Genomic DNA, 20,868 nt, shown 5'->3' with positions numbered 1-20,868 from the left:
CCCCTCGGGTCAGTACGTGCCCACCTCGACCCGCGGCGGGCCGTCGTGCCAGGTGCAGAAGACCGACACCCGGTCCGCGCCCGAGGCGAACTCCACCCGGATCCACGCCTCCGTCTTCCACACCTGCATCGACCAGCCCGCGCCCGGCGTCGCCGAGACGAGGGCCGCGGAGGTCTTCCCGAGGTCGAAGACGACCCGGCCGCCGTCGGTGTCGTAGCTCTTGACCCTGCCGGAGGCGGCGGGGGAGGAGGGGGCGGAGGGCGAGGGCGACACGGACGCGGTGGGCGTGCGGCTCGGTGCCGTGGCCTTCGCGGACGGGCTCCGCGACGGGGCGGCGGACGGGGAGACGCCGACGTCGTCGGAGGGCAGCGGCCGCGACTCCTGGGCGGTCGACGTCGCCTCGCTCGCGGTCAGCGGAAGGGCGCGCGGAGGATCGTAGGCGGTGCCGGCCATCACGGTGTGGACGCCCCACCACGACAGCGTGACCGCCGCGCCCGTGGCGAGCGTCCAGGCCAGTACGTGTACGAGTCCTCTGCGCATCGCGGGCCATCTTGCCCCACCCGCCCCACGGGTGTCGCCCGGACGGTCCACGGGTTGTCCACAGGGCGGGAGTTGTCCACAGGCTCGGACCGGCCTCGTCGGCATGGCGTACGGTGCGGCGCATGGCAAGTGTGCTCGTGGTCGAGGACGACCAGTTCGTACGCTCGGCGCTCATCCGGCAGCTGACCGACGCCTCGCACACCGTGCGCAGCGTCGGCACGGCACTGGAGGCGCTGCGCGAGGTCGCCCATTTCCGTTTCGACGTGGTCGTCCTGGACCTCGGACTGCCGGACCTGGACGGCTCCGAGGCCCTGAAGATGCTGCGGGGCATCACGGACGTCCCGGTCATCATCGCGACCGCGCGCGACGACGAGACGGAGATCGTCCGGCTGCTGAACGCGGGCGCGGACGACTATCTGACCAAGCCGTTCTCCGTGGAGCATCTGTCGGCCCGGATGGCGGCCGTCCTGCGGCGGTCCCGCTCCGGCGCCGGGGAGGCCCCGCCCTCCTCGGTCATCCGGGTCGGCGGCCTCACGGTCGACCCGCTGCGCCGCCAGGCGGAGCTGGACGGCACGCGACTCGACCTCACCCGCCGCGAGTTCGACCTGCTGGCCTTCCTGGCCGGCCGGCCCGGGGTGGTCGTACCGCGCAGGGAACTGCTGGCCGAGGTGTGGCAGCAGTCCTACGGCGACGACCAGACCATCGACGTCCATCTGTCCTGGCTGCGGCGGAAACTGGGCGAGACGGCGGCCCGGCCGCGCTATCTGCACACCCTGCGCGGCGTCGGCGTGAAGCTGGAGCCGCCGGCGGAAGCGGGGTGGGCGGGATGAGATGGGCCCTGGTCAAGGTCTGCCTGGCGGTCACCGCCATGGTCGTGGTCGCCTTCGCGGTGCCGCTCGGTCTGGTCATCAAGGAGATGGCCCGCGACCGCGCGTTCTCCAACGCCGAGCGGGAGGCCGCGGTCGTCGTCCCCGCGCTGTCCATCACCACCGACCGGGACCAGCTGGAGCGGGTCGTCGCCTCGGCCGGCTCGGACGACGGGATGGCGGTGCACATCCCGGCGGGCGACGGCCGGGCCGCCGTCGACCTGGGCCGGCAGCGCGCCGCCGACACGGACATCGCCGCCGTGCGGAAGCTGGGCCGCGCCTCCACCGCCGAGGTGCCGGGCGGCTCCGCGCTGCTCCAGCCGGTCGCGCTCGGCCTGGGGACCGTGGTGGTCGAGGTGTACGTCCCCGAGTCCGAGGTGAGCAACGGCGTGGCCACGGCGTGGGCGGTGCTCGCGGCGGTCGGAGCGGCCCTGGTGGTCGGCTCGGTCGCGGTCGCCGACCGGCTGGGCGTCCGGATGGTGCAGCCGGCCCAGCGCCTGGTCGAGGGCGCGCACGAACTGGGCGAGGGGAAGCTGGGGGCGCGGGTCCCCGAGGAGGGCCCGAACGAACTGCGCCTGGCGGCCGTGGCGTTCAACTCGATGGCCGACCAGGTGGTGCAACTCCTGGCGAACGAGCGAGAGCTGGCCGCCGACCTCTCCCACCGCCTGCGCACCCCCCTCACCGTGCTCCGGCTGAACGCGGCCTCCCTCGGCGACTCCCCGGCCGCCGAACAGACCCGGACCGCGGTCGCGCAGCTGGAGCGTGAGGTCGACACGATCATCCGCACGGCCCGGGAGGCCAAGCCGCAGACCGCGGCGGCCGGCCCCGGCGCCGGGTGCGACGCGGCCGAGGTGGTCCGGGAGCGGATGGCGTTCTGGTCGGCGCTCGCGGAGGACGAGGGCCGCAAGGTGCGCACGGCCGGCGTCGAGCGTCCGGTCCGCATCCCCGTGGCCCGCGCCGACCTCGCCGCCGCCCTGGACGCCCTGCTCGGCAATGTCTTCCGGCACACCCCGGAGGGCACCGCCTTCGCGGTCGACGTCCACAACGGCGACGACGCGGTGATCGTCCTGGTCTCCGACGCGGGCCCCGGCATCCCCGATCCGGAGGCCGCCATGGCCCGCGGCCGGGGCTCGGGCGCCGCCGGCTCCACCGGCCTGGGCCTGGACATCGTCCGCCGCCTCGCCGAGTCCACCGGCGGCGACGTACGCATCGGCTCCTCGGTGCTCGGCGGCACCGAGATACGTCTCTGGATCCAGCTGGACGGCCGGGAACCCGTCCGCAGGGGCCACCGCGGAGCGATGCGCAAGCGCAGACGGACGGCCGCCCGGTGACGCCGGAAACCCGATCGGGACCCCGAAGTGGTCTCGACCTTTAACCGTCCCCGATGTGCTCCTTAAGCGCACCCTAAGGACGCCGACCCCCGTCCCTGTCGGGCGTTTTGCCCGTTTCGGGATCGCTAGCGTGCTGCCGCACCCCACCCCGTGAACGACGAAGGCAGGCACGCGATGAGTACGCATCGGCGCAGGATCAGTGGTCGCAGCAAGGTGATCGGCGGGGCGGTCGCCGCGGCGGTGGTCGGCGGCGGGATCGTGTTCGTCACCGGGACCGCGCAGGCGGCCGGGGTCGGGGCGGCGTACACGAAGACCAGCGACTGGTCGACCGGGTACACCGCGCAGTACGTCGTCACCAACAACAGCGGCCGGACCAAGTCGGCCTGGACGCTGGAGTTCGACCTGCCGGCCGGGGCGAAACTCGGCTCGCTGTGGAACGGGGAGTCGAGCGTCAGCGGCCGGCATGTCACCGTGACCCCGCCGAAGTGGGACACCGACGGGCTGGCCGCCGGCGAGTCGGTCACCGTCGGGTTCGTCGTCAACGGCGGCGGGGACCCGGTCGGTTGTCTGGTCGACGGCGCCACCTGCTCGGCGGACGGCGGGGCCACGCCCGAGCCGAGCGGGCGGCCGACGCAGTCCGCGACGCCCACGACGGCACCGTCCGCGACGGCCTCCGCCTCCCCGAGCGGCGGCCCGAGCGCGAGCCCGAGCCCGAGCGGCAGTCCCGCCGGCGGCACCGGCACGACCACCTCCGCCGGCTTCGCGCCCTTCGTCGACACCTCCCTCTACCCGGCGTTCGACCTGCTCGCCCACACGGCGGCGACCGGCGTGAAGGACTACAACCTCGCCTTCGTCACCGACGGCGGCGGCTGTACGCCGAAGTGGGGCGGGGTGACCGACCTCGCGAGCGACAAGGTGGCCTCCCAGATCGGGGCGCTCAGGGCCGAGGGCGGCGACGTCCGGGTCTCCTTCGGCGGTGCCGCCGGCTCCGAGCTGGCCACCACCTGCTCCTCGGCGGACGCGCTGGCGGCGGCGTACACGAAGGTCGTCGACGCCTACCGGCTGACCAAGGTCGACTTCGACGTCGAGGGTGGCGCGCTGCCGAACACGGCCGCCAACACCCGCCGCGCCCAGGCGATCGCCCAGCTCCAGCGGAGCCACCCGGACCTGGACGTCTCCTACACCCTGCCGGTCATGCCCGAGGGGCTGACCCAGGACGGCGTGAGCCTGCTTGCCGACGCGAAGGCGGGCGGCGTGAAGATCGCCACGGTCAACATCATGGCGATGGACTACGGTCCGGCGTACAGCGGTGACATGGGTACGTACGCGGAACAGGCCGCCACCGCCACGCAGGCACAGGTCAAGAGTGTGCTCGGGCTGAGCGAGAGCGCGGCCTGGAAGACCGTCGCGGTGACCCCGATGATCGGTGTGAACGACGTCACCACCGAGATCTTCACGGTCGAGGACGCCACCCAGTTGGTCGCGTTCGCCAAGGCCAAGGGGCTCGGCTGGCTGTCGATGTGGTCGGTCACGCGGGACAGGCAGTGCCCGGGCGGCGTCAAGAACCAGGCGGACGCCACGTGCAGCTCGATCCTCCAGGGCGACGCCGCGTTCTCGAAGGCCTTCGCCGCCCACAAGTGATCGAGGGGTCGAGGAACGGACGGCCGACCGGCCCTCTTGTCGCGTGCCCGGGGTGCTCCTACCCTGCTCCTTCCCGCGTGTGTCACCCGGCCTGAGGGAGAACGGCGTTGGCGACGGCACCGTCCGAGGAAGAGCTGCTCCAGGCCGTCGAACGGTACGCGTCCCGCCGCGGTGCCGTCATGGGCACGGCCTCCCTGACCTGGCAGTCGGTGTTCGAGTGCCGGATCGTCCGGTCGATCGAACGGCGCGAGGAACGCCAGGTCAGGGCGAAGGGGCGGAAGAGACCGGGCGCGCCGACGTACACCGACCTCGCCGCCCACCCCGTCACGCCGCCCCTCGACCCCGGGACCCGGCAGGAGGTCGTGCTCGTGCGGGAGGGGTCGCCGGCCGAGGTGGAGTGCGGTGACTGCGTCCGCGGGAAACGGGACTGCGCGGCCTGCGAAGGGAGCGGCAGGCGGTCCTGCCCCCGCCATGTCGAGTGCGCGGTCTGCCGGGGCGGCCCCGACGCGTGCTGGGAGTGCGAGGGCACCGGCCGTCCGACCACCCACCGGGCCCGGCGGACCGCCCCGCGTCCCGAGGGCGCACCGGAGCGGTCCGCGTGCAGACGCTGCGAGCGCCCCGAGGTGGCCTGTCCCGGATGCCTGGGGGAGCGGCGGGTGCCGTGCCCGGCCTGTCGGGGCACGGGAGCCGTCACCTGCGGCACGTGCCGGGGCGCCCGGCGCCTGCGGCACCAGGAGTGCGGGGGCACCGGGGTCTTCACCGAATGGACCCAGGGGGTCGTCACCCACACCCCCGACACCGACCAGGTGAAGGCCGCCCGCTATCCCTTCCTCAGCAGGCTGCGAAAGGGCCGCTGGCACGCCGCGGAGCTGACCCGCGCCACCGACAAGCTCCCCGACTTCCTGGAGGACGTCCACCGCGAGCAGGTCGAGCCGCTCCTGGCCCGCAGGGAGGGCGAGGTGCGCCGCCGGGTGACCCTGCGTCATCTCCCGCTCGTCCGCGTGGTGTTCGCCGCCGCGCCGGACAGCATCTACTACGCCTTTCCCGGACGCACCGGCGTCGTGGTCGTCCACCGCCCCAGCCGGGAGAGCGTCACCGGTCTCGCCTGGTCCCTCGGTGTGCTGCTCGTCCTGATCGTCGTCCTGCTCCTGACGGTGTGGCGGTGACTTGTACCATCTGGTCACGACCGCGCCGCGAGGGGGAACCGTGATCGAACTGGCCGACATGATCCGCGAGTTGAGGCAGCAGCTGAGCACCGCACTGGCCGACGGCGAGGGCGAGGCCCTCCGCTTCGAGCTCGGCCCCGTGGAGATCGAGGCGTCCGTCGCGGTGACCCGCGAGGCGGGCGGGGACGCCAAGGTGCGGCTGTGGGTGGTGGACGCGGGCGCCAACGGCAAGTACGGGCACGCGGAGACCCAACGGGTCACCCTCACCCTCACCCCCAGGGCCGTCACGGCGGACGGGCGCCCGACGGGCACGGTACTGATCACGGGCGACGAGGTTGACGGCGAACGCTGAACGCGGGCTGCGGCCGGAACGGGTCGCGGAGATCATCGCCCCGGGCCGGCGGGGCTCGGGATATCTCGTCGCGCCGGGGACCGTGCTGACGGCCGCCCACGTGGTCGAGGGCGCGACGGACGTCACGGTCCGCTTCCAGGCGGACCGGCCGGGGGAGCGGACGCTCACGGCGACGACGGCGTGGGCGCACGCGGGCATCGACGTGGCCGTACTGACCGTCCGGGCCTTCGAGGACGCCCCGCCCGTCGCCTTCGGCCGGGCCGGCGAGTCGGACGCGGTGCTGCGCTGTACGGCGATGGGCTTCCCCCGCTTCAAACTCCGTACGGACGGCGACGGTTCACGCTTCCGGGACGCCGAGCACGTGCACGCCACCTGCGCGGTGCTGTCGAACCGGCGGGAGGGCACGCTCGACCTGGGGGTCGCCCCGGCCCCGGCGGCGGACCCGGACCCGGAGCACGACGCGTGGGAGGGCATGTCCGGCGCGGCCGTGTTCAGCGGAGGCCGGCTGATCGGGGTCGTCAGCCGCCACCACCGCAACGACGGCCCCGGCCGGATCGCGGCGGTCCGCGTGGACCGCTGGGCCGAGCTGCTGGACAGGCCTGGGCTGACCGCCCTGGAAGAGCTGCTGGGCTGCCGCCTCGGGCACACCCTGCCCTCCGCCGTCCCCGTCACCGGACTCGACCTGATCCAGGAGATCTACCGCGCCCAGCTCGCCGACATCGCGCCCGAGCGGCTGGAGGAGCGGCGGGCGGAACTCACGGACCTGGTGTCCTTCTGCGGCGGCCCGGAGCCGTATCTGTGGCTCCAGGGCCGGCCCTGGGCCGGCAAGACGGCGCTGACGTCGTCGTTCGCCCTGCGTCCGCCGCGCGGTGTGGTCCCCGTTTGGTTCTTCGTCACCGCCCGGAACGCGGGCCAGCAGGACGGCGAGGCCTACACCTCGGCGCTCATCGACCAGCTCGCCACCGTCGCCGGCCGTGAGCCCACCGCCCTGGCCTCGCCGACGGCCCGCGACGGCGAACGCCGGCTGCTGCTCCGGCAGGCGGCGGAGCGGGTCGCGCAGGACGGCGGCACACTGCTGCTGATCGTGGACGGCCTGGACGAGGACCAGGCGCTGCTCCCGGGTGCCACGGGCACGAGCATCGCCTCGCTGCTGCCGCAGCGGCTCCCGCCGAACGTCCGCGTCCTGGTGACGAGCCGTACCGGCCCCGCCCTGCCCGACCACCTCAGGGGCGACCATCCGCTGCGCTCCTGCCGGGTGGTCCGGCTGTCCGCCACCCGGGCGTCCCGGCACACCGAGCACGAGGCCACCTTCGAACTCCGCCAGGCCCTCGCCGGAGACCGCCTCCAGCGCGACCTGGTCGGCCTCCTCGCCGCCGCCCGCGGCACCCTGACCGTCGACGACCTGCGCGAACTCACCGGCGAACCCCACTACGAGCTGCGCGGGCGGCTGGCCAGCTCGTTCGGCCGGATCCTGCGGCTGCGCGGAGCCGTCGGCCCCGACAGCGGCGGCCCCGACGGCTACGGCGGCCACAGCGGTGACGTCACCCTGTACGCCTCCACCCGGGGCTACCTCTTCGCCCACGAGACCCTGCTGACGGCCGCGCTGGAGGAGTTCGGGCCGGACATCGGGACCTACCGGGAACGCGTGCACGCCTGGGCGGCGACCTACGAGCGCCTGGGCTGGCCGGAGGGCACCCCGCTCTACCTCCTCCAGCCGTACGGCCGCCTCCTCGCGTCGCTGGACGAGACCGATAGGGCGACGACCCTGGCCATGGACGTCCGCCGCCGCGACCGGCTCCGCGAGGCGACGGGCAGCGACGCGGCCTGCCTGGCGGAGATCGCGGCCGCCCGCCGGCTCGTCCGCGACACGACCCCCGACGACCTGGGCTCCCTCGCCGTCCTGGCCGCGACCGCCGATCTGGTGAGCCGCCGCAACGAGTCCCTGCACCCGGACATTCCGGCGGTGTACGCCCGCCACGGCCGCGTCCGCCAGGCGATCGGCCTGGCACGGACCGTCTTCCGCCCGATGGACCGCGCCCAGGCACTGGCGGGGGTCGCCCAGGTGCTGGCCGAGTCGGGCGACCGCCGGGCGGGCGGGCTGGCCGAGGAGATGGTCCGGCTGACCGAGGAGGCGGTCGCGGACCCCTACGAGATCTACGGGGACTCCTACGTCGTTCTCGCTCAGGGCAGGCGGGCCACGATCCTGGCGACGGCGGGCCGCCAGGACGAGGCACTGCGCCGGCTGGACGAACTGCCCCTGCCGCACTACGACTCGGGCGTCGCGACGGTGGTCGAGGCGTTCATCGCGACGGCCGCCGTGCTGCGGGACCCGGAACGCCGGGCCGACCTGCTGAGCCGGGCGGAGCAGACGGCCGGCGTGATCTCCTACCCGGCCACCCGCGTCCGCGCCCTCGCGTCCGTCGCCGCGGCATGGGGGGCGGGCCCCGACCCCGCACGAGCGGCGCGACTGTACGACGCGATCGCGGCCCTCGGGCGGGAGCGGGCCGGGCGCCCGCCGAACCTTCCCGCGTTCGTCGCCGAGGTCCTGCACCCGGTCCGCCCGCGCGAGGCGGAGCGGATGACGGAACTCGCCGTGGCACACGCGCGACGGGTCATGGAGCATCCCGATACCCGCAGTGACGCCGAGGCGTCCCCGGCGGTGCGCGCGCTGGTGGCGGTGGGCCGGGTCGACGACGCCCACCGGCTGGCGGAGGGTCTGTGGGAGCCGGCCCGGGCGGAGCGGTGGGGGGCCGTGCCGGAGGCTTGGCTGGCCCTCGCCGAAGGCCGGGCCGGACAGGGCCGGGCCGACGAGGCGTGGGCGTGCCTGGAGGCGTTCTGGGAGGCCAACGACGAACCCCTCGAAGAGGACAACCGTTCCTCGGCACGCCTGACGGAGCTGCTGGTGGCGGCCGGCGCCGCCGACGCCCTGGAGCGGGTGCTGCTCGACGCCTCGGGTCCCCTCCAGTGGTTCGTCGCCGAGGCCCTGACCGCCCTCGCCGCCCACTGGGTCACCACCGACCCCGACCGGTCGTGGCGGCTTCTCCACCAGGCCGAGCGCAGATACCAGGCGACCGGCGGATCGGTCTATCTCGCGCGCGACGAACGCCTCGCCGCCCTCGCGGGGGCGCTCGCCACGGCCGGCCGGGCCCAGGACGCCGAGCGCCTGGCCGGGGCGATCGCCCGGCCCGAGGCGCGGGCCATGGGATACGCGGTCGTGTCCCTGGCCGTCGCACCGGACGACACCGGTGAGGCACTGCGCCTCGCCGAGCAGGCGGTCGGGACCGCGTCCACGGTCGACCAGTGGCTCGTGAAGGAGAACGCCCTGACCGTCGCCGTCCAGGCCCTTGCCGCCACGGGCGCGGCGGACCGGGTCGCGGAGGTCCTCCAGATGCTCGGCGCCATCGCGCCGGATCCCGCGGTGGCGTGGATCCACCGCGAGCGTGCCCTCATGGAGGCGGTGGCGAGCCTGTGGCCGCACGCCCCGGGGACGGCGGGCGAGTGGCTGGACGGTCTGCTCCGGGAGATGCGCGACACGTCCGTGTCGGGGTACGCCAGGATGCTCACCGCCGTGGGGCCCCATGACGGCGAGCGCGGCGCCCAGATCGTGAAGATCCTGCTCGGCATGGCCGCGGACCCCTCCCGCAGTCTCGGGTTCGCCCCGAGGGCCCTGCTCGCCCTGCTGACCGCGACGGCCGACCCGTGCGAGGCGCGCCGGCTTCTGCACGACGTGGTGGCGGACTGCGAGACGACGCTCCACTCGGGAGGCGGCAACACGATGGCCGTCGTCTCCGCCGCGCTCGGCGATCTGACCACGGCGTGCGCGCTCGCCCGGCGGCGGTCGACCGAGGAGGAGCGTTCGGAGACGCTCTCGGCGCTGGCCGCGTTCGTCGCCTGTGTTCCCGGGGACCGGGCGGGTGCTCAACTCCTCACGACCCGCAGCCCCTCGGTGGTGCGGCGCCTGGCCGCGTTCCTGTTCCCGCCGGCGTCCGGCCCGGACCTTCCCACGGCCCGCGCCCTCCTGGCGGAGGCCCTCACCCCCGACGGCTGGCACCACGCGGTCCCGGTCCTCGCCGACACCGACCCCACGGCGGTCCTACGCATCCGGAACGCCGTCTTCGCCCACCTGGACCTCAGGGCCTGAGCCCCCCGGACTTCACGGCGTGCAGGAGCTGCGCCAGGGCGCGGGGTTCGACGGTGGCCGTCACGTGGGGGCGGTCGCTCTCGCGGAGGTGGAGGTGGGAGGGGGGTGATGCGGCCACTTCGACGCACTCGCCTTCGCCGCCTGTGCTGAACGACGACTTCTGCCAGGCGAGTTGAGGCACGGCTGGGTCCTTTCAGAGGGTGTACATCACATGTTGGATGAGGCTCAGGGAGTCGCGCGACGCGTGGGACTCGGGTGCCGATTCCGGGTCCACGGGTGCCAGAGCCAGTTCCGAGAGCCGCTCGAACATTTTGGCGTACTCGTCCAGTTGGGCTCCATCCCACAGGAAGAGCGAGTTCGTCGGATGCTCGAGATAGACCGTGTCCAGCTCGGGGACGCCGGTGCCGAAGAGGACGAACGACCGGCTGTGGGCGGCATAGACACCCGCCTCGAAGGGGTACACCTGCACGGTCACGTTGGCCTGTCGCGACACCTCCATCAGTCGTAGCAGCTGCCTCCGCATGATCTCCGGGCTTCCCACCCGGGTGTGGAGAGCCGCTTCGTGGATGATCGCGTGGTACGTCGCGGGGGATCCGCCGGTCAGAACATGCTGCCGACACACGCGGAACTCGGCGTAACGGCCGGCTCGGTGGGGCTCGGCCTCCGTGGCCGCGAGGACGGCACGGGCGTACTCCTCGGTCTGGAGCATGCCGGGAATCACCAACGGGTTGTGGGTGCGCAGAATCGTCGAACGGGATTCGAGCTCGGCCAGGTCACGGGCCGCCGGGCCGATCGTCTCGCTGAACTCACCCCACCAGCCTTTCCCGTTCTCCTGAGCCATGGCCATGAGGGCGTCGAAGTAGGTGCCCGGCGGGCAGCCGTAGTCCTGGAGCACCTTGTAGAGGCGGTTGCGGGACACGTCGATGCGCCCGGTCTCGATGTTGCTGACGCGGGCGCGGTCCGCGTCCAGGAACGCAGCCGCCTGTTCGCCGGTGAGCCCGGCGCGAACACGGAGTTTGCGCAGCTCCGCGCCGAGCCTGCGCTGGCGTTCGCTCGGATTGTTCCTGGGTGCCATGTCGACCTCCTGGCCAGCAGTCTGACGACCTCGGCCATCCCGGGGCGCGGTGGCGTCGGCTGATCACCCACTTAGGTGACAGACGCGGGAGAAGCTTGCTGCAAGGGAAAACATTTCCCTACCGTCGACACCAGCCACCACGAGGAAGTACCCCCGCCCTCAACCCACTTGCCGAGGCCCGGACCTGGTCACCGCGTGGACACGGAACCCCCCCCACGATCAAAGGAGCCCCGTGGAAGACCCGCCCAGCGTCTCCCTCGTCTTCCCGCCCCACCCCGCCTGGGTCCGCACCGCCAGGGAGACCGTCCGGACCCTCCTCGTCGCCTCCGGGTGCCCCGAACTCGCCGACACCGCGACGCTGTTGACCTCCGAAGCCGTCACGAACGCCATCAACGCCTGCGAGGGCAAGGGCTGCGCGGCACCGGTCACCCTCCGTGCCGCCTGGACGGACGCGCGGCGGCTGCGCGTCCTCGTCCATGACGAGGCCCCCGGCCTGCCCGCGGCCCGCACTCCCGGCCGGGACGACGAAGGGGGGCGCGGCATACAGCTCATCTCGTGCGGCGCCGACGCCTGGGGCGTCTGCACACATGGTCCGGGACCGGGCAAGGCGACCTGGTTCGAGCTCGAACGGCGGGGCGCCCAGGCATGGCTGTCATAGGCCAGAGGCAAATTCACTCTTACAGCTGAACGTGCCCTCGTTCATGCGCACGAAGCGCGCTTGTCCAACTACATTCCGTCACATGGTCAGTTCAGCGCACGAGGCGATGCATCAGATCTTCCGGGAGGATCCAGGGCTGTTCGCCCGAGCCCTCCCCCGGGCAGGCATCACCTTCCCCGAGCCCACGGCGATCCAGCCCATGGACACGGATCTCACCGAGATCCGGCCGCTGGCGCGCCGTGTGGACACCCTGTTCCGGGTCGACACGGCGAACGACGGCGCCTTCCTGCTCGCCGTCGAGGCCCAGAGCAAACCGGTCCCGGACAAGCCGAACAGTTGGACGTACTACCTGGCGCATCTGTACGCCAGGTACCGGCTGCCCCCGATCCTGCTGGTGGTCTGCCGGGACAAGGCCACCGCGTCCTGGGCGGCGGAACCCGTCCGGGTCGGCCCGCCCTTCCACACCAGCATGGCGGTGTTCCCGCTCGTGCTGGGCCCGGGGAACGTCCCTGCGGTCATCGACCCGGACGAGGCGGCCGATGACCTCGCGCTCGCCGTCTTCTGCGCGCTCGCCCACGCCAAGGATCCGGGGCTCCCTGCGATACTGGACGCGCTGGCGGCGGCGGTGGCCAACACCGGCGGCGAGACCGCGAAGCGATGGGCGGAATTCACCGAAGTCGGCCTGGGTGAGACCCCGGCCCGTGCACTGTGGAGGAATCTGATGGCCACGTACACTCCCCGTTTCCCCGGCAGTGGCACCCTCATCGAGGAAACCCTCATCGAGGGCGAGGCCAAGGGCCGGGCCGAGGGCCGGGCCGAGGGCCGGGCCGAGGACATCCTTCGTATCCTCGACCGTCGTGGCGTCGAGGTCTCCGAGGCGGTGCGGGAGCGGATCACCGCCTGCGCCGATCTGGAGGTGCTGGGGACGTGGCTCGACCGGTCCCTGACCGCGACGAGTGCCGAGGAACTGTTCGCCGAGGCGTGAGAAACAGCGGGGCGCGGCAGGCCCCCAGCCCGCCGCGCCCCTTCCCCTGCCCCCGGTCAGTTGGTCGTGTGTGTCGGGGTCACGCCGTGTCGATGTCCGGCAGGGTCCCCGAGCGGGCCGCGCGGCCGTACCAGAGGGCGCTCGACTTCGGGGTGCGGGCGAGCGTCGCGTAGTCGACGTACACGGCGCCGAACCGCTTCTCGTAGCCGTACGCCCACTCGAAGTTGTCCAGCAGGGACCACAGGTAGTAGCCCCGCACGTCCGCGCCGTCCGCGATCGCGCGGCGGACCGCCGAGAGGTGGCCGTGCAGGTAGGCGACCCGCTCCGGGTCGTGGACGCGGCCGTCCGGGTCGGGCTTGTCGTCGTAGGCGGCGCCGTTCTCGGTGATGTAGAGGGGCAGCCCCGGGGCTTCCTTCGTGTACCGCATGATCAGCTCGTGCAGGCCGGTCGGGTCGATCGTCCAGCCCATCTCCGTGCGCTCGCCCGGTGTCTGGTGGAAGGCGACGTCGTCCGCGCCCGGCCAGGGCGAGTGGGCGCTCGCGCCGTGGCCGTCCGAGCGCGGGCCCTGCACCGTCTCGTCGGCCGCCGAGACCAGCGTCGGCGTGTAGTAGTTCAGGCCCAGGGCGTCCAGCGGCTGGTGGATCGTCCGGAGGTCGCCCTCCTCGACGAACGACCAGTCCGTCAGCGACGAGGTCGCGTCCAGCAGCGTCTGCGGGTAGGCGCCCTTCAGCAGCGGGCCGTGGAAGACGCCGTTCGCCAGGTCGTCGATCTTCTGGGCCGCCGCCAGGTCCGCCGGCGTCTGCGAGAGCGGCCGCACCACCGACGAGTTGAGGCTGATCGCCACCGTGTTGCGGGCCGGCATCACCGAGCGCAGCGCCGTGGTGCCCAGGCCGTGCGCCAGGTTGAGGTGGTGGGCCGCGCGCAGGGACGCCACCGGGTCCGTGCGTCCGGGCGCGTGCACCCCGGAGGCGTAGCCCAGGAACGCGCTGCACCACGGCTCGTTCAGCGTGATCCAGTTCTCCACGCGGTCGCCGAGCGCCTCGCCGACGATCTGCGCGTACTCGGCGAACCGGAACGCCGTGTCCCGCTCCGGCCAGCCGCCCGCGTCCTCCAGCTCCTGCGGGAGGTCCCAGTGGTAGAGGGTGACGGCCGGCTTGATGCCCTTCGCCAGCAGCTCGTCCACCAGCCGGCGGTAGAAGTCCAGGCCCACCTGCACCGCGGGACCGCGGCCCGTCGGCTGCACCCGGGACCAGGAGATCGAGAAGCGGTACGCCGACAGGCCCAGCTCCGCCATCAGCGCCACGTCGTCGCGGTAGCGGTGGTAGTGGTCGACAGCGATGTCACCGGTCTCGCCACCGGCCGTCTTGCCCGGCGTATGACTGAAGGTGTCCCAGATGGAGGGCGTACGGCCGTCCTCCCGCACCGCCCCCTCGATCTGGTACGCGGATGTCGCGGCGCCCCAGAGGAAGGCGGGAGGAAAGGTCACCGGGGTGGCCGGCTGTGCGGACTCAGACATGGAAGCGCTCCCATGGAAGGTCGTCGAGGTCGTCGAGACCGACCGACGAGGTTGGGGGGAAGAAGTGCGGAGGTGCGGGAAGGGGGCCGGGGCGGCGGTGGCCCGGCCCCCGAGGACACGGGGGCGGGGACGTCAGCCCTTCACCGCGCCCTGCATGATGCCGCCCACGATCTGCTTGCCGAAGATCGCGAAGACCAGCAGCAGCGGCAGCGTGCCCAGCAGCGCACCCGCCATGATCAGCGACTGGTCGGGCGTGTACCCGCGGCCGAGGCCCGCGACCGCGACCTGCACCGTCGGGTTGCCGGTCTGGCTCAGCACCAGGAACGGCCACAGGAAGTCGTTCCACGTCTGCACGAACATCAGCATGCCGAGCACCGCCATCGCGGGGCGCGCCGTGGGGAACACCACGTGCCACACCACGCGCCAGCTGCTCGCGCCGTCCACCCGGGCCGCCTCGATGATCTCGTCCGGCAGCGCCTGGATCAGGTACTGCCGCATGAAGAACACACCGAACGCGCTCACCAGTGAAGGCAGGATCACCGCCTGGAGCTGGTCGGTCCACTCCAGCTTCGCCACCATCATGTACAGCGGGATGATGCTCAGCTGCGGCGGCACCATCATCGTGCCGATCACGATCAGCATCGCCGCGCCCCGGCCCCGGAACCGCAGCTTGGCGAAGGCGAACCCGGCGATCGTGGACAGGAAGACGATCGTCGCCGCCGAGGTCCCGGCCACGATCGTCGTGTTGACGAAGGCCTTGCCCAGATTGGCGTCGTTCCAGGCGATGTCCAGGTTCTTGAAGAGGTTCGAGCCGAACCAGAACGGCGGTGGCGTCTGCGCCAGCCGGTTGTTGTCGCGGGACGCGGCGATCGCCGTCCACACCAGCGGGAACAGCGAGCCGAGGGTGAACACGGCGAGGATCACGTACGCGATCGGCCCGGCGTGCAGCTGACCGCCGGCGCGCTCGGACTTCGGGCGGCGCACCCTGCGGGCCGCCGGCACCGTGTCCTGGGGCTCGGACTTGGTCACAGTCGTCGTCGTCACGGCTGCTCCTCCTTAACTGCTGGCGCGCAGCCGGCGCGAGATGACGTAGTTGACGATGCCGATCACGATCAGGATCAGGAACATCGTCCAGGCGATGGCGGAAGCCCGGCCCAGGTGCTGGTTCACCCAGCCCTGCTCGTACAGGTACAGGCCCAGCGTCTGGAACTGGTGCTCCGCGCCGCCCGACGCGCCCTTGTTGGCGTCGAAGAGGAGCGGCTCGCCGAAGACCTGGCTGGCGCCGATCGTGGAGACGACGACCGTGAAGAGGATCGTCGGCCGCAGCGACGGCAGGGTCACATGGAGGAACTGCTGCCAGCGGCTGGCGCCGTCCAGCGCCGCCGACTCGTACAGGTCCTGCGGGATCGCCTGCATCGCCGCCAGATAGATCAGCGCGTTGTAGCCGGTCCACCGCCAGATGATGATCGACGACACCGCGATCTGCGAAGGCCACTTGTCGTTCTGCCAGTCGACCGGGCTGATCCCGACCGTGTCCAGCGCCCAGTTGATCATGCCGTAGTCGCGCCCGAAGAGCAGCACGAACACGAGCGAGGCGGCGGCGATCGACGTCGCGTACGGCGCGAGCATCGCGACCCGGTAGAAGGTCGACGCACGCAGCTTGTAGTTGAGGATGTGCGCCAGGCCCATCGCCATCAGCAGCTGCGGCACGGTCGAGATGATCCCGATCGTCAGCGTGTTCTTCGCCGCGTTCCAGAAGAAGTCGTCGTCGAAGATCCGCGTGTAGTTGCGCATCCCGACCCACGTCATGTCGGTGGGCGCGGTCATCTCCACCTGGTGCAGCGAGGCCCAGCCGGTGTAGACCAGCGGGAACAGGCCGAAGGCGAGGAAGAGCAGGAAGAACGGCGAGACGAAGGCGTACGGGCTCCAGCGGATGTCCCGCTGCCAGCGGCGCGAGAGCCGGGCCCGGCGCCGCGCGTCCGCCTCCGCGGCGGCCGCGGGCGGGCGGCCCGGGGCCGCGCCCCCCTCCTTGGCGGGGGGCGCGGCGGTGTCGTGACGGGTGGACATACGGGTCACTTGTCCAGGTTGTTGTCGATGGTCTTGGTGGCCGTCTCCCAGGCTTCCTTCGCGGACTTGCCCTTCGTCACGAGGATGACGCCGTTGTCGGTCAGGCCCTGCTGGATGATCTGGTCCTTCGGGCCGATCACCTGGACGGGGCTGGACTTGGCGGCCTCGGCGAAGATCGTGCCGATCGGGGCGTCACCGGTCATCTCGTTCTTGGCGCCGGTGACCTCGGCCTGGGTGTAGGTGCTCGGCGCGCTCGGGAAGGAACCCTGCACCTTGAACAGCTTCGCCTGCTGCGCGGGAGCGGTCAGCCAGGCCGCGAGCTTCTCGGCCTCCTTCACGTTCTTGCCGCTGGAGGGAACGGCGAGGAAGGAGCCGCCCCAGTTGCCGGACTTCGGCGGGACGGCCACGTCCCACTTGCCGGCCGCGTCCGGCTTCGACTTGCCCTTGATGTAGCCGAGCATCCACGGCGGGCACGCCATCGCGGCGAACTTGCTGTTCGCGATCGTCGTGTCCCAGGCGGGCTGGAACTGGGTCTGCGCGCCGACCAGCCCCTCCTCGGCGGCCTTCGCGGTCAGGTCGAAGGCGGCCTTCACGGCCGGGTTGGTCTTGTAGATGACCTCGCCGGAGGAGTCGTAGAACTTCTCCTCCTCACTGCTGAGGATGGCGTTGATCAGACCGCCGGGGGAGTCCATGAAGGTGGTGCCCTTGGGCGCCTTCGCCTTGTACCGCTCGCCGACGGAGACGAACTTGTTCCAGTCGCCCGCCCACAGCTTGGCGACCTCGGCGCGGTCGGTGGGCAGGCCGGCCGCCTCGAAGAGGTCCTTGCGGTAGCAGACGGCCATCGGGCCGACGTCGGTGCCGAAACCGATCGTCTTGCCGTCCTGGGTGGTGGCCTGCGCCCACTTCGAGTCCAGCCAGTCGCTCTTGTTCACTCCCGAAACCTTGGACAGGTCCTGGAGCTTGGCGGCCTGGGTGGTCACGACCTCGGCGATGTTGCCGACCTCGACGGCCTGGATGTCCTGGAGCCCGCTGTTGGTCGTCAGGTGGTTGACCAGCGCCGGGTAGTAGTTCTCGTTCCGCTCGGTGACGTTCTCGGCGATCTTGATGTTGGGGTTGAGCTTCTCGTACTCGGCGTAGAGTCCGGCCTCCTTGAAGCCGAACGTACCGAAAAGGCCGAGCGTGATCGTGGTCTTGCCCTTGCCGCTGCCCGACGACGAGCCGTCGGAAGCGTCGTCGCCGCCATCGTCGGCACAGCCGGCCAGCAGCCCGGCGCCCAGCGACGCGACGGCCGCCAGGACCACCACCCGGCGGGCGGTTCGGGTACGTGCTCGCATTGCGTCCTCCTGTTGCCCTGACGTGCCGACCCCCCGGCCAACTGCATTGTTGGGCCCGTTAGTTTCTCGCTGCGGCTCGGGCGGGGAACGTGCGGGATGTGTATGTGTCAGGTACCGTGGGAGCGCTCCCACAGGTGATGTGTTGAAGAGTCGTCGGTTCCGGCGGGGGTGTCAAGGGTGGGGACGCGAGGAGACGCGTTCAGTTATCCGGCTGTTAGCTAACCCGGACCCACGAACGACATATGACCCAATCCGGTAGGGAACGGTCGCTCGGGCGGGGCCGGGTACAGCAGTGGTCGGTGGCGGCCACCCGAACTGCGAGGACTGTTAGATTCCAGGCCAGAGTAAGACGACGGCGGGAAGGCGGGGCCCATGGCAACCCACGGAGCGCGGGGCCGCAGCGGCGGCCGGCCCACCCTCGAAGAGGTGGCCGCCCGCGCCGGTGTAGGCCGCGGCACGGTCTCCCGCGTGATCAACGGCTCGCCCCGGGTCAGCGACGCGACCCGCGCGGCCGTGGAGGCGGCGGTCGCGGAACTCGGATACGTGCCCAACACCGCCGCCCGCGCGCTCGCCGCCAACCGCACCGACGCGATCGCCCTCGTCGTCCCCGAGCCGGAGACCCGGTTCTTCGCGGAACCGTACTTCTCGGACATGCTGCGCGGTGTGGGCGCCGAACTCGCCGACACCGAGATGCAGTTGCTGTTGATCTTCGCCGGTAGCGATCGCGAACGCCAGCGGCTGGCCCAGTACCTCGCGGCGCACCGCGTGGACGGCGTGCTGCTGGTCTCCGTGCACGCCGACGACCCGCTGCCCGACCTCCTGGCCCAGCTGGAGATCCCGGCGGTGATCAGCGGCCCGCGCTCCGCCGCGGAGACGCTGCCCTCGGTCGACTCCGACAACTACGGCGGCGGCCGCTCGGCCGTGGAGCACCTCCTCGCCCACGGCCGCACGCGGATCGCGCACATCACCGGCCGCCTCGACGTGTACGGCGCCCAGCGCCGCGTCGACGGCTACCGCGACGCCCTGCGCGACGCCGGGTACCCGGCCGACGAGCGGCTCATCGAGCCCGGTGACTTCACCGAGGAGGGCGGCCGGCGCGCGATGGCCGAGCTGCTCACCCGCGACCCGTCCCTCGACGCGGTCTTCGCGGGCTCCGACGTGATGGCGGCCGGCGCCCGCCAGGCGCTGCGCGAGGCGGGCCTGCGCATCCCGGAGGACGTGGCGCTGGTCGGCTACGACGACTCGGCCATCGCCCGCCACATGGAGCCGCCGCTGACCAGTGTCCGCCAGCCCATCGAGGAGATGGGCCGCCGCATGCTGGACCTCCTCCTCACCGAGATCGCGGACCGCCGCCCGGCGGTGTCCCGGGGTCTGGAGCGCCGGCAGATCGTCCTGGCGACGGAACTGGTGGCCCGGACCTCGTCCTAGGTCGTGTCCGCACAGTGGCGTCGTCTGCCCGTAGGGCCTCCAGGGGCGCACGCGGTCATGCGCGGAGAAAGAAGAGCGGGCGTCCATGCCTCCCCCTGTGCAGGCATGGACGCCCGGTCCCTCCCCCGAGGGGTGGGCGGCCGCGTCTCCCCCTCCCGCGACGCGGCGGCCCCACCCCCCGTCCCCCCGGGGGATGGACTCCCGTTCCTCCCCCCTAGTGAGGAGCGGGCGTCCCGGTCGGGGTGTCCTGTTCGGTGAGGGCCAGGACCGCGCGGCCGATGCCGGTGCCGGGGCGGCCGAGCCGGGCGCCGTAACGGGCCAGGACCCGGTTCTCCCAGGTCAGTTCCGAGGCCGGCAGCCCCGCCGTCCGGCGCGCCGAACGGTGACCCCGGGCCAGTTCGGCCCGGCGCAGCAGCAGCGCGATGATCTGGTCGTCCAGGCTGTCGAGCCCGTCGGCCAGGCCGGGCAGCCCCTCACCCGGCGCCCGTTCCGCCCCACCCCTCACAGCAGCTCGCCCGGTTCCGCCGTCACCCGGGTCAGGAAGGACAGCGAGCCGATGGCCTCGCGGGCCAGCGTGAGGGCTTTCTCAGGGGTGTCCGCGTGGGCGCGGGCCTGGGCCGGGCGCGAGTCGGAGCTGTGCAGGCCGCTCAGCGCGGCGCCCGGCCGGGCGAGGACGTCGACGGTGACCCCGTCCGGGTGCGGGCCCCGCGCGCCGGTGATCTCGACCAGCTCCCCGGTGGCCGGCGCGGCGGCGAACCAGATCGCCTCGGCGCGCCGGGTCCGGCCGGGGTCGGCCAGCACGGCACGGACGTCGTCGAGGACCCGCTCGCCCACGCACTGCCGCAGCTGGTACTCCACCAGGTCCACGCCGGTCGCGTCGGTCACCAGGTTCCAGATCTCGTCGCCGCCGACCCGCAGATGGGTCTCGATGATCCGGGGCCCGTCCGGCGTCAGGACCACCTCCGTGTGCGTGGGGCCGAACCGCACCCCCAGCGCGTCGAGCGCCGAGGTCACGTACGTCCGGATCTCCGTCTCGCGTACGGCGTCCAGCGGGGCCGGCATCACATGGCCCAGCTCGACCAGGCTGACGGGGTCGGAGTACTTGCGGGTGATCGCGACGACCACGTGCGCGCCGTCCTCCGAGAACACCTCCACGCTGTACTGCTCGCCGGTCAGGAACACCTCCGCCACCACCTCGGCGGCCGCTTCGGTGCCCCGGGCGCGGTCGAACGCGGCCTGCGCCTCGTCGTCCGCGCGGACCACCGAGACACCCGTACTGGCCGTGCCCCGGCGGGGCTTGACGACGACGGGATAACCGTGTGCCGCCGCGAACGCGCACAGTGCGGCGGGGTCGGCGACCTCGGCGGCCGGGGTGCTCTCCACGCCCGCCTCGGCGAGCCGGCCCCGCATGGCGAACTTGTCGAAGACCAGCCGTACCGTCTCCGGGTCGTGGGTGGGCACGCCCAGCGCCTTGCCCACCTCGGCGGCCGTGTCCTGGCACTGGTCGCCGAAGGTGCCGATCCGGGTCACCGGCTGCGCGGCGTGGATCGCCCGGGCGAGCGCGATCCACTCCTCGACCGGGGCGTCCGCGCGGACGGCGACGATCCGGGCGTGCCCGTCGGCCTCCTCCAGCTTGGCCAGGTGGTCGGGCCGGCACAGCACGCTCGTGGTGAACGCAAGGCCCCGGTCCGTGCCGCGGGCCCGGATCCGGCCCGGCATGTCGTAGCCGTTGCCGAAGACCAGGACGTGTTCAGACATGGTGCGCCGC

At 72.5% G+C, this 20,868-nt stretch carries 18 protein-coding genes; 9 read left to right on the top strand and 9 right to left on the bottom strand.

The genetic code is table 11. The features are described from left to right. Positions 1–9: 9 nt before the first annotated feature. Positions 10–540: a hypothetical protein gene (locus IE275_RS08905; RefSeq protein WP_189709488.1), complete on the bottom strand. Its 531-nt coding sequence runs from the start codon at positions 538–540 to the stop codon at positions 10–12. 122 nt (positions 541–662) lie between these two features. Here IE275_RS08905 and IE275_RS08900 point away from each other — a divergent pair, with 122 nt between their 5' ends. The 6 genes from IE275_RS08900 (at position 663) to IE275_RS46785 (ending at position 10,037) form a co-directional block, all read left to right on the top strand. Next, positions 663–1,370, top strand: a complete 708-nt coding sequence (locus IE275_RS08900) for a response regulator transcription factor (protein ID WP_189709486.1) — start codon at positions 663–665, stop codon at positions 1,368–1,370. After that, a complete protein-coding gene (locus tag IE275_RS08895) occupies positions 1,367–2,737 on the top strand; it encodes a HAMP domain-containing sensor histidine kinase (protein ID WP_189709483.1) in 1,371 nt (456 codons plus the stop codon). Before IE275_RS08900 ends, IE275_RS08895 begins: the two co-directional genes overlap by 4 nt. A gap of 174 nt (positions 2,738–2,911) precedes the next feature. After that, positions 2,912–4,378, top strand: a complete 1,467-nt coding sequence (locus IE275_RS08890; protein ID WP_189709481.1) for a glycoside hydrolase family 18 protein — start codon at positions 2,912–2,914, stop codon at positions 4,376–4,378. Between the two features lie 107 nt (positions 4,379–4,485). Beyond that, positions 4,486–5,544: a hypothetical protein gene (locus IE275_RS08885; RefSeq protein ID WP_189709479.1), complete on the top strand. Its 1,059-nt coding sequence runs from the start codon at positions 4,486–4,488 to the stop codon at positions 5,542–5,544. A gap of 40 nt (positions 5,545–5,584) precedes the next feature. Continuing rightward, positions 5,585–5,896, top strand: a complete 312-nt coding sequence (locus tag IE275_RS08880) for a trypco2 family protein (RefSeq protein ID WP_189709478.1) — start codon at positions 5,585–5,587, stop codon at positions 5,894–5,896. Then, on the top strand, positions 5,880–10,037 hold the full coding sequence (locus tag IE275_RS46785) for a trypsin-like peptidase domain-containing protein (protein WP_189709476.1): 4,158 nt from the start codon (positions 5,880–5,882) through the stop codon (positions 10,035–10,037). The genes IE275_RS08880 and IE275_RS46785 overlap by 17 nt, the downstream gene beginning before the upstream one ends. Here the strand turns inward: IE275_RS46785 and IE275_RS08870 are convergent. Together IE275_RS08870 and IE275_RS08865 are read right to left on the bottom strand one after the other, a co-directional pair. Then, entirely contained in the window at positions 10,027–10,218 is a 192-nt protein-coding gene (locus tag IE275_RS08870; RefSeq protein ID WP_189709473.1) for a DUF397 domain-containing protein, read from the bottom strand. The genes IE275_RS46785 and IE275_RS08870 overlap by 11 nt on opposite strands. Before the next feature lie 12 nt (positions 10,219–10,230). Next, positions 10,231–11,112, bottom strand: coding sequence for a helix-turn-helix domain-containing protein (locus IE275_RS08865; protein ID WP_189709471.1), 882 nt, complete (start codon positions 11,110–11,112; stop codon positions 10,231–10,233). Between the two features lie 232 nt (positions 11,113–11,344). Here IE275_RS08865 and IE275_RS08860 point away from each other — a divergent pair, with 232 nt between their 5' ends. Continuing rightward, on the top strand, positions 11,345–11,770 hold the full coding sequence (locus IE275_RS08860) for an ATP-binding protein (RefSeq protein ID WP_189709468.1): 426 nt from the start codon (positions 11,345–11,347) through the stop codon (positions 11,768–11,770). 82 nt (positions 11,771–11,852) lie between these two features. After that, on the top strand, positions 11,853–12,755 hold the full coding sequence (locus IE275_RS08855) for an RpnC/YadD family protein (RefSeq protein ID WP_189709466.1): 903 nt from the start codon (positions 11,853–11,855) through the stop codon (positions 12,753–12,755). A 79-nt stretch (positions 12,756–12,834) separates the two neighbouring features. Here the strand turns inward: IE275_RS08855 and IE275_RS08850 are convergent, their stop codons facing one another. From IE275_RS08850 to IE275_RS08835, 4 genes are all read right to left on the bottom strand, one after another. Continuing rightward, on the bottom strand, positions 12,835–14,271 hold the full coding sequence (locus IE275_RS08850) for a GH1 family beta-glucosidase (RefSeq protein ID WP_189709464.1): 1,437 nt from the start codon (positions 14,269–14,271) through the stop codon (positions 12,835–12,837). Positions 14,272–14,403: 132 nt separating this feature from the next. Beyond that, a complete protein-coding gene (locus IE275_RS08845; protein WP_189709462.1) occupies positions 14,404–15,315 on the bottom strand; it encodes a carbohydrate ABC transporter permease in 912 nt (303 codons plus the stop codon). A 12-nt stretch (positions 15,316–15,327) separates the two neighbouring features. Next, the gene (locus tag IE275_RS08840) at positions 15,328–16,338 is read right to left on the bottom strand and encodes a carbohydrate ABC transporter permease (protein ID WP_189709460.1); all 1,011 of its coding nucleotides are present in this window, start codon (positions 16,336–16,338) and stop codon (positions 15,328–15,330) included. Positions 16,339–16,343: 5 nt separating this feature from the next. Beyond that, positions 16,344–17,672 (bottom strand): ABC transporter substrate-binding protein, encoded by a 1,329-nt coding sequence (locus IE275_RS08835; protein WP_189709458.1) that lies wholly within the window; start codon positions 17,670–17,672, stop codon positions 16,344–16,346. Positions 17,673–18,044: 372 nt separating this feature from the next. On the opposite strand from IE275_RS08835, the gene IE275_RS08830 reads away from it, so the two are divergent. Next, positions 18,045–19,100 (top strand): LacI family DNA-binding transcriptional regulator, encoded by a 1,056-nt coding sequence (locus tag IE275_RS08830; RefSeq protein WP_189709456.1) that lies wholly within the window; start codon positions 18,045–18,047, stop codon positions 19,098–19,100. Between the two features lie 214 nt (positions 19,101–19,314). Here the strand turns inward: IE275_RS08830 and IE275_RS08825 are convergent, their stop codons facing one another. Both IE275_RS08825 and IE275_RS08820 read right to left on the bottom strand, forming a co-directional pair. Continuing rightward, positions 19,315–19,605 (bottom strand): chorismate mutase family protein, encoded by a 291-nt coding sequence (locus tag IE275_RS08825; protein WP_189709454.1) that lies wholly within the window; start codon positions 19,603–19,605, stop codon positions 19,315–19,317. After that, positions 19,602–20,858, bottom strand: coding sequence for an ATP-grasp domain-containing protein (locus tag IE275_RS08820; RefSeq protein ID WP_189709452.1), 1,257 nt, complete (start codon positions 20,856–20,858; stop codon positions 19,602–19,604). The genes IE275_RS08825 and IE275_RS08820 overlap by 4 nt, the downstream gene beginning before the upstream one ends. Positions 20,859–20,868 lie beyond the last annotated feature (10 nt).

It is taken from the genome of Streptomyces phaeofaciens (assembly GCF_014648915.1).
Lineage (GTDB): Bacteria > Actinomycetota > Actinomycetes > Streptomycetales > Streptomycetaceae > Streptomyces > Streptomyces phaeofaciens.
Note: the sequence above shows the minus strand (reverse complement) of the source record. Positions and strands in the feature narration are given on the sequence as shown.

Bases quoted from the DNA above. Each gene is read 5' to 3' on its own strand.
- IE275_RS08865 (WP_189709471.1), bottom strand. From the start codon at position 11,112: ATGGCACCCAGGAACAATCCGAGCGAACGCCAGCGCAGGCTCGGCGCG.
- IE275_RS08830 (WP_189709456.1), top strand. From the start codon at position 18,045: ATGGCAACCCACGGAGCGCGGGGCCGCAGCGGCGGCCGGCCCACCCTC.
- IE275_RS08820 (WP_189709452.1), bottom strand. From the start codon at position 20,858: ATGTCTGAACACGTCCTGGTCTTCGGCAACGGCTACGACATGCCGGGC.
- IE275_RS08900 (WP_189709486.1), top strand. From the start codon at position 663: ATGGCAAGTGTGCTCGTGGTCGAGGACGACCAGTTCGTACGCTCGGCG.
- IE275_RS08840 (WP_189709460.1), bottom strand. From the start codon at position 16,338: ATGTCCACCCGTCACGACACCGCCGCGCCCCCCGCCAAGGAGGGGGGC.
- IE275_RS08890 (WP_189709481.1), top strand. From the start codon at position 2,912: ATGAGTACGCATCGGCGCAGGATCAGTGGTCGCAGCAAGGTGATCGGC.
- IE275_RS08905 (WP_189709488.1), bottom strand. From the start codon at position 540: ATGCGCAGAGGACTCGTACACGTACTGGCCTGGACGCTCGCCACGGGC.
- IE275_RS08855 (WP_189709466.1), top strand. From the start codon at position 11,853: ATGGTCAGTTCAGCGCACGAGGCGATGCATCAGATCTTCCGGGAGGAT.
- IE275_RS08895 (WP_189709483.1), top strand. From the start codon at position 1,367: ATGAGATGGGCCCTGGTCAAGGTCTGCCTGGCGGTCACCGCCATGGTC.
- IE275_RS08850 (WP_189709464.1), bottom strand. From the start codon at position 14,271: ATGTCTGAGTCCGCACAGCCGGCCACCCCGGTGACCTTTCCTCCCGCC.
- IE275_RS08835 (WP_189709458.1), bottom strand. From the start codon at position 17,672: ATGCGAGCACGTACCCGAACCGCCCGCCGGGTGGTGGTCCTGGCGGCC.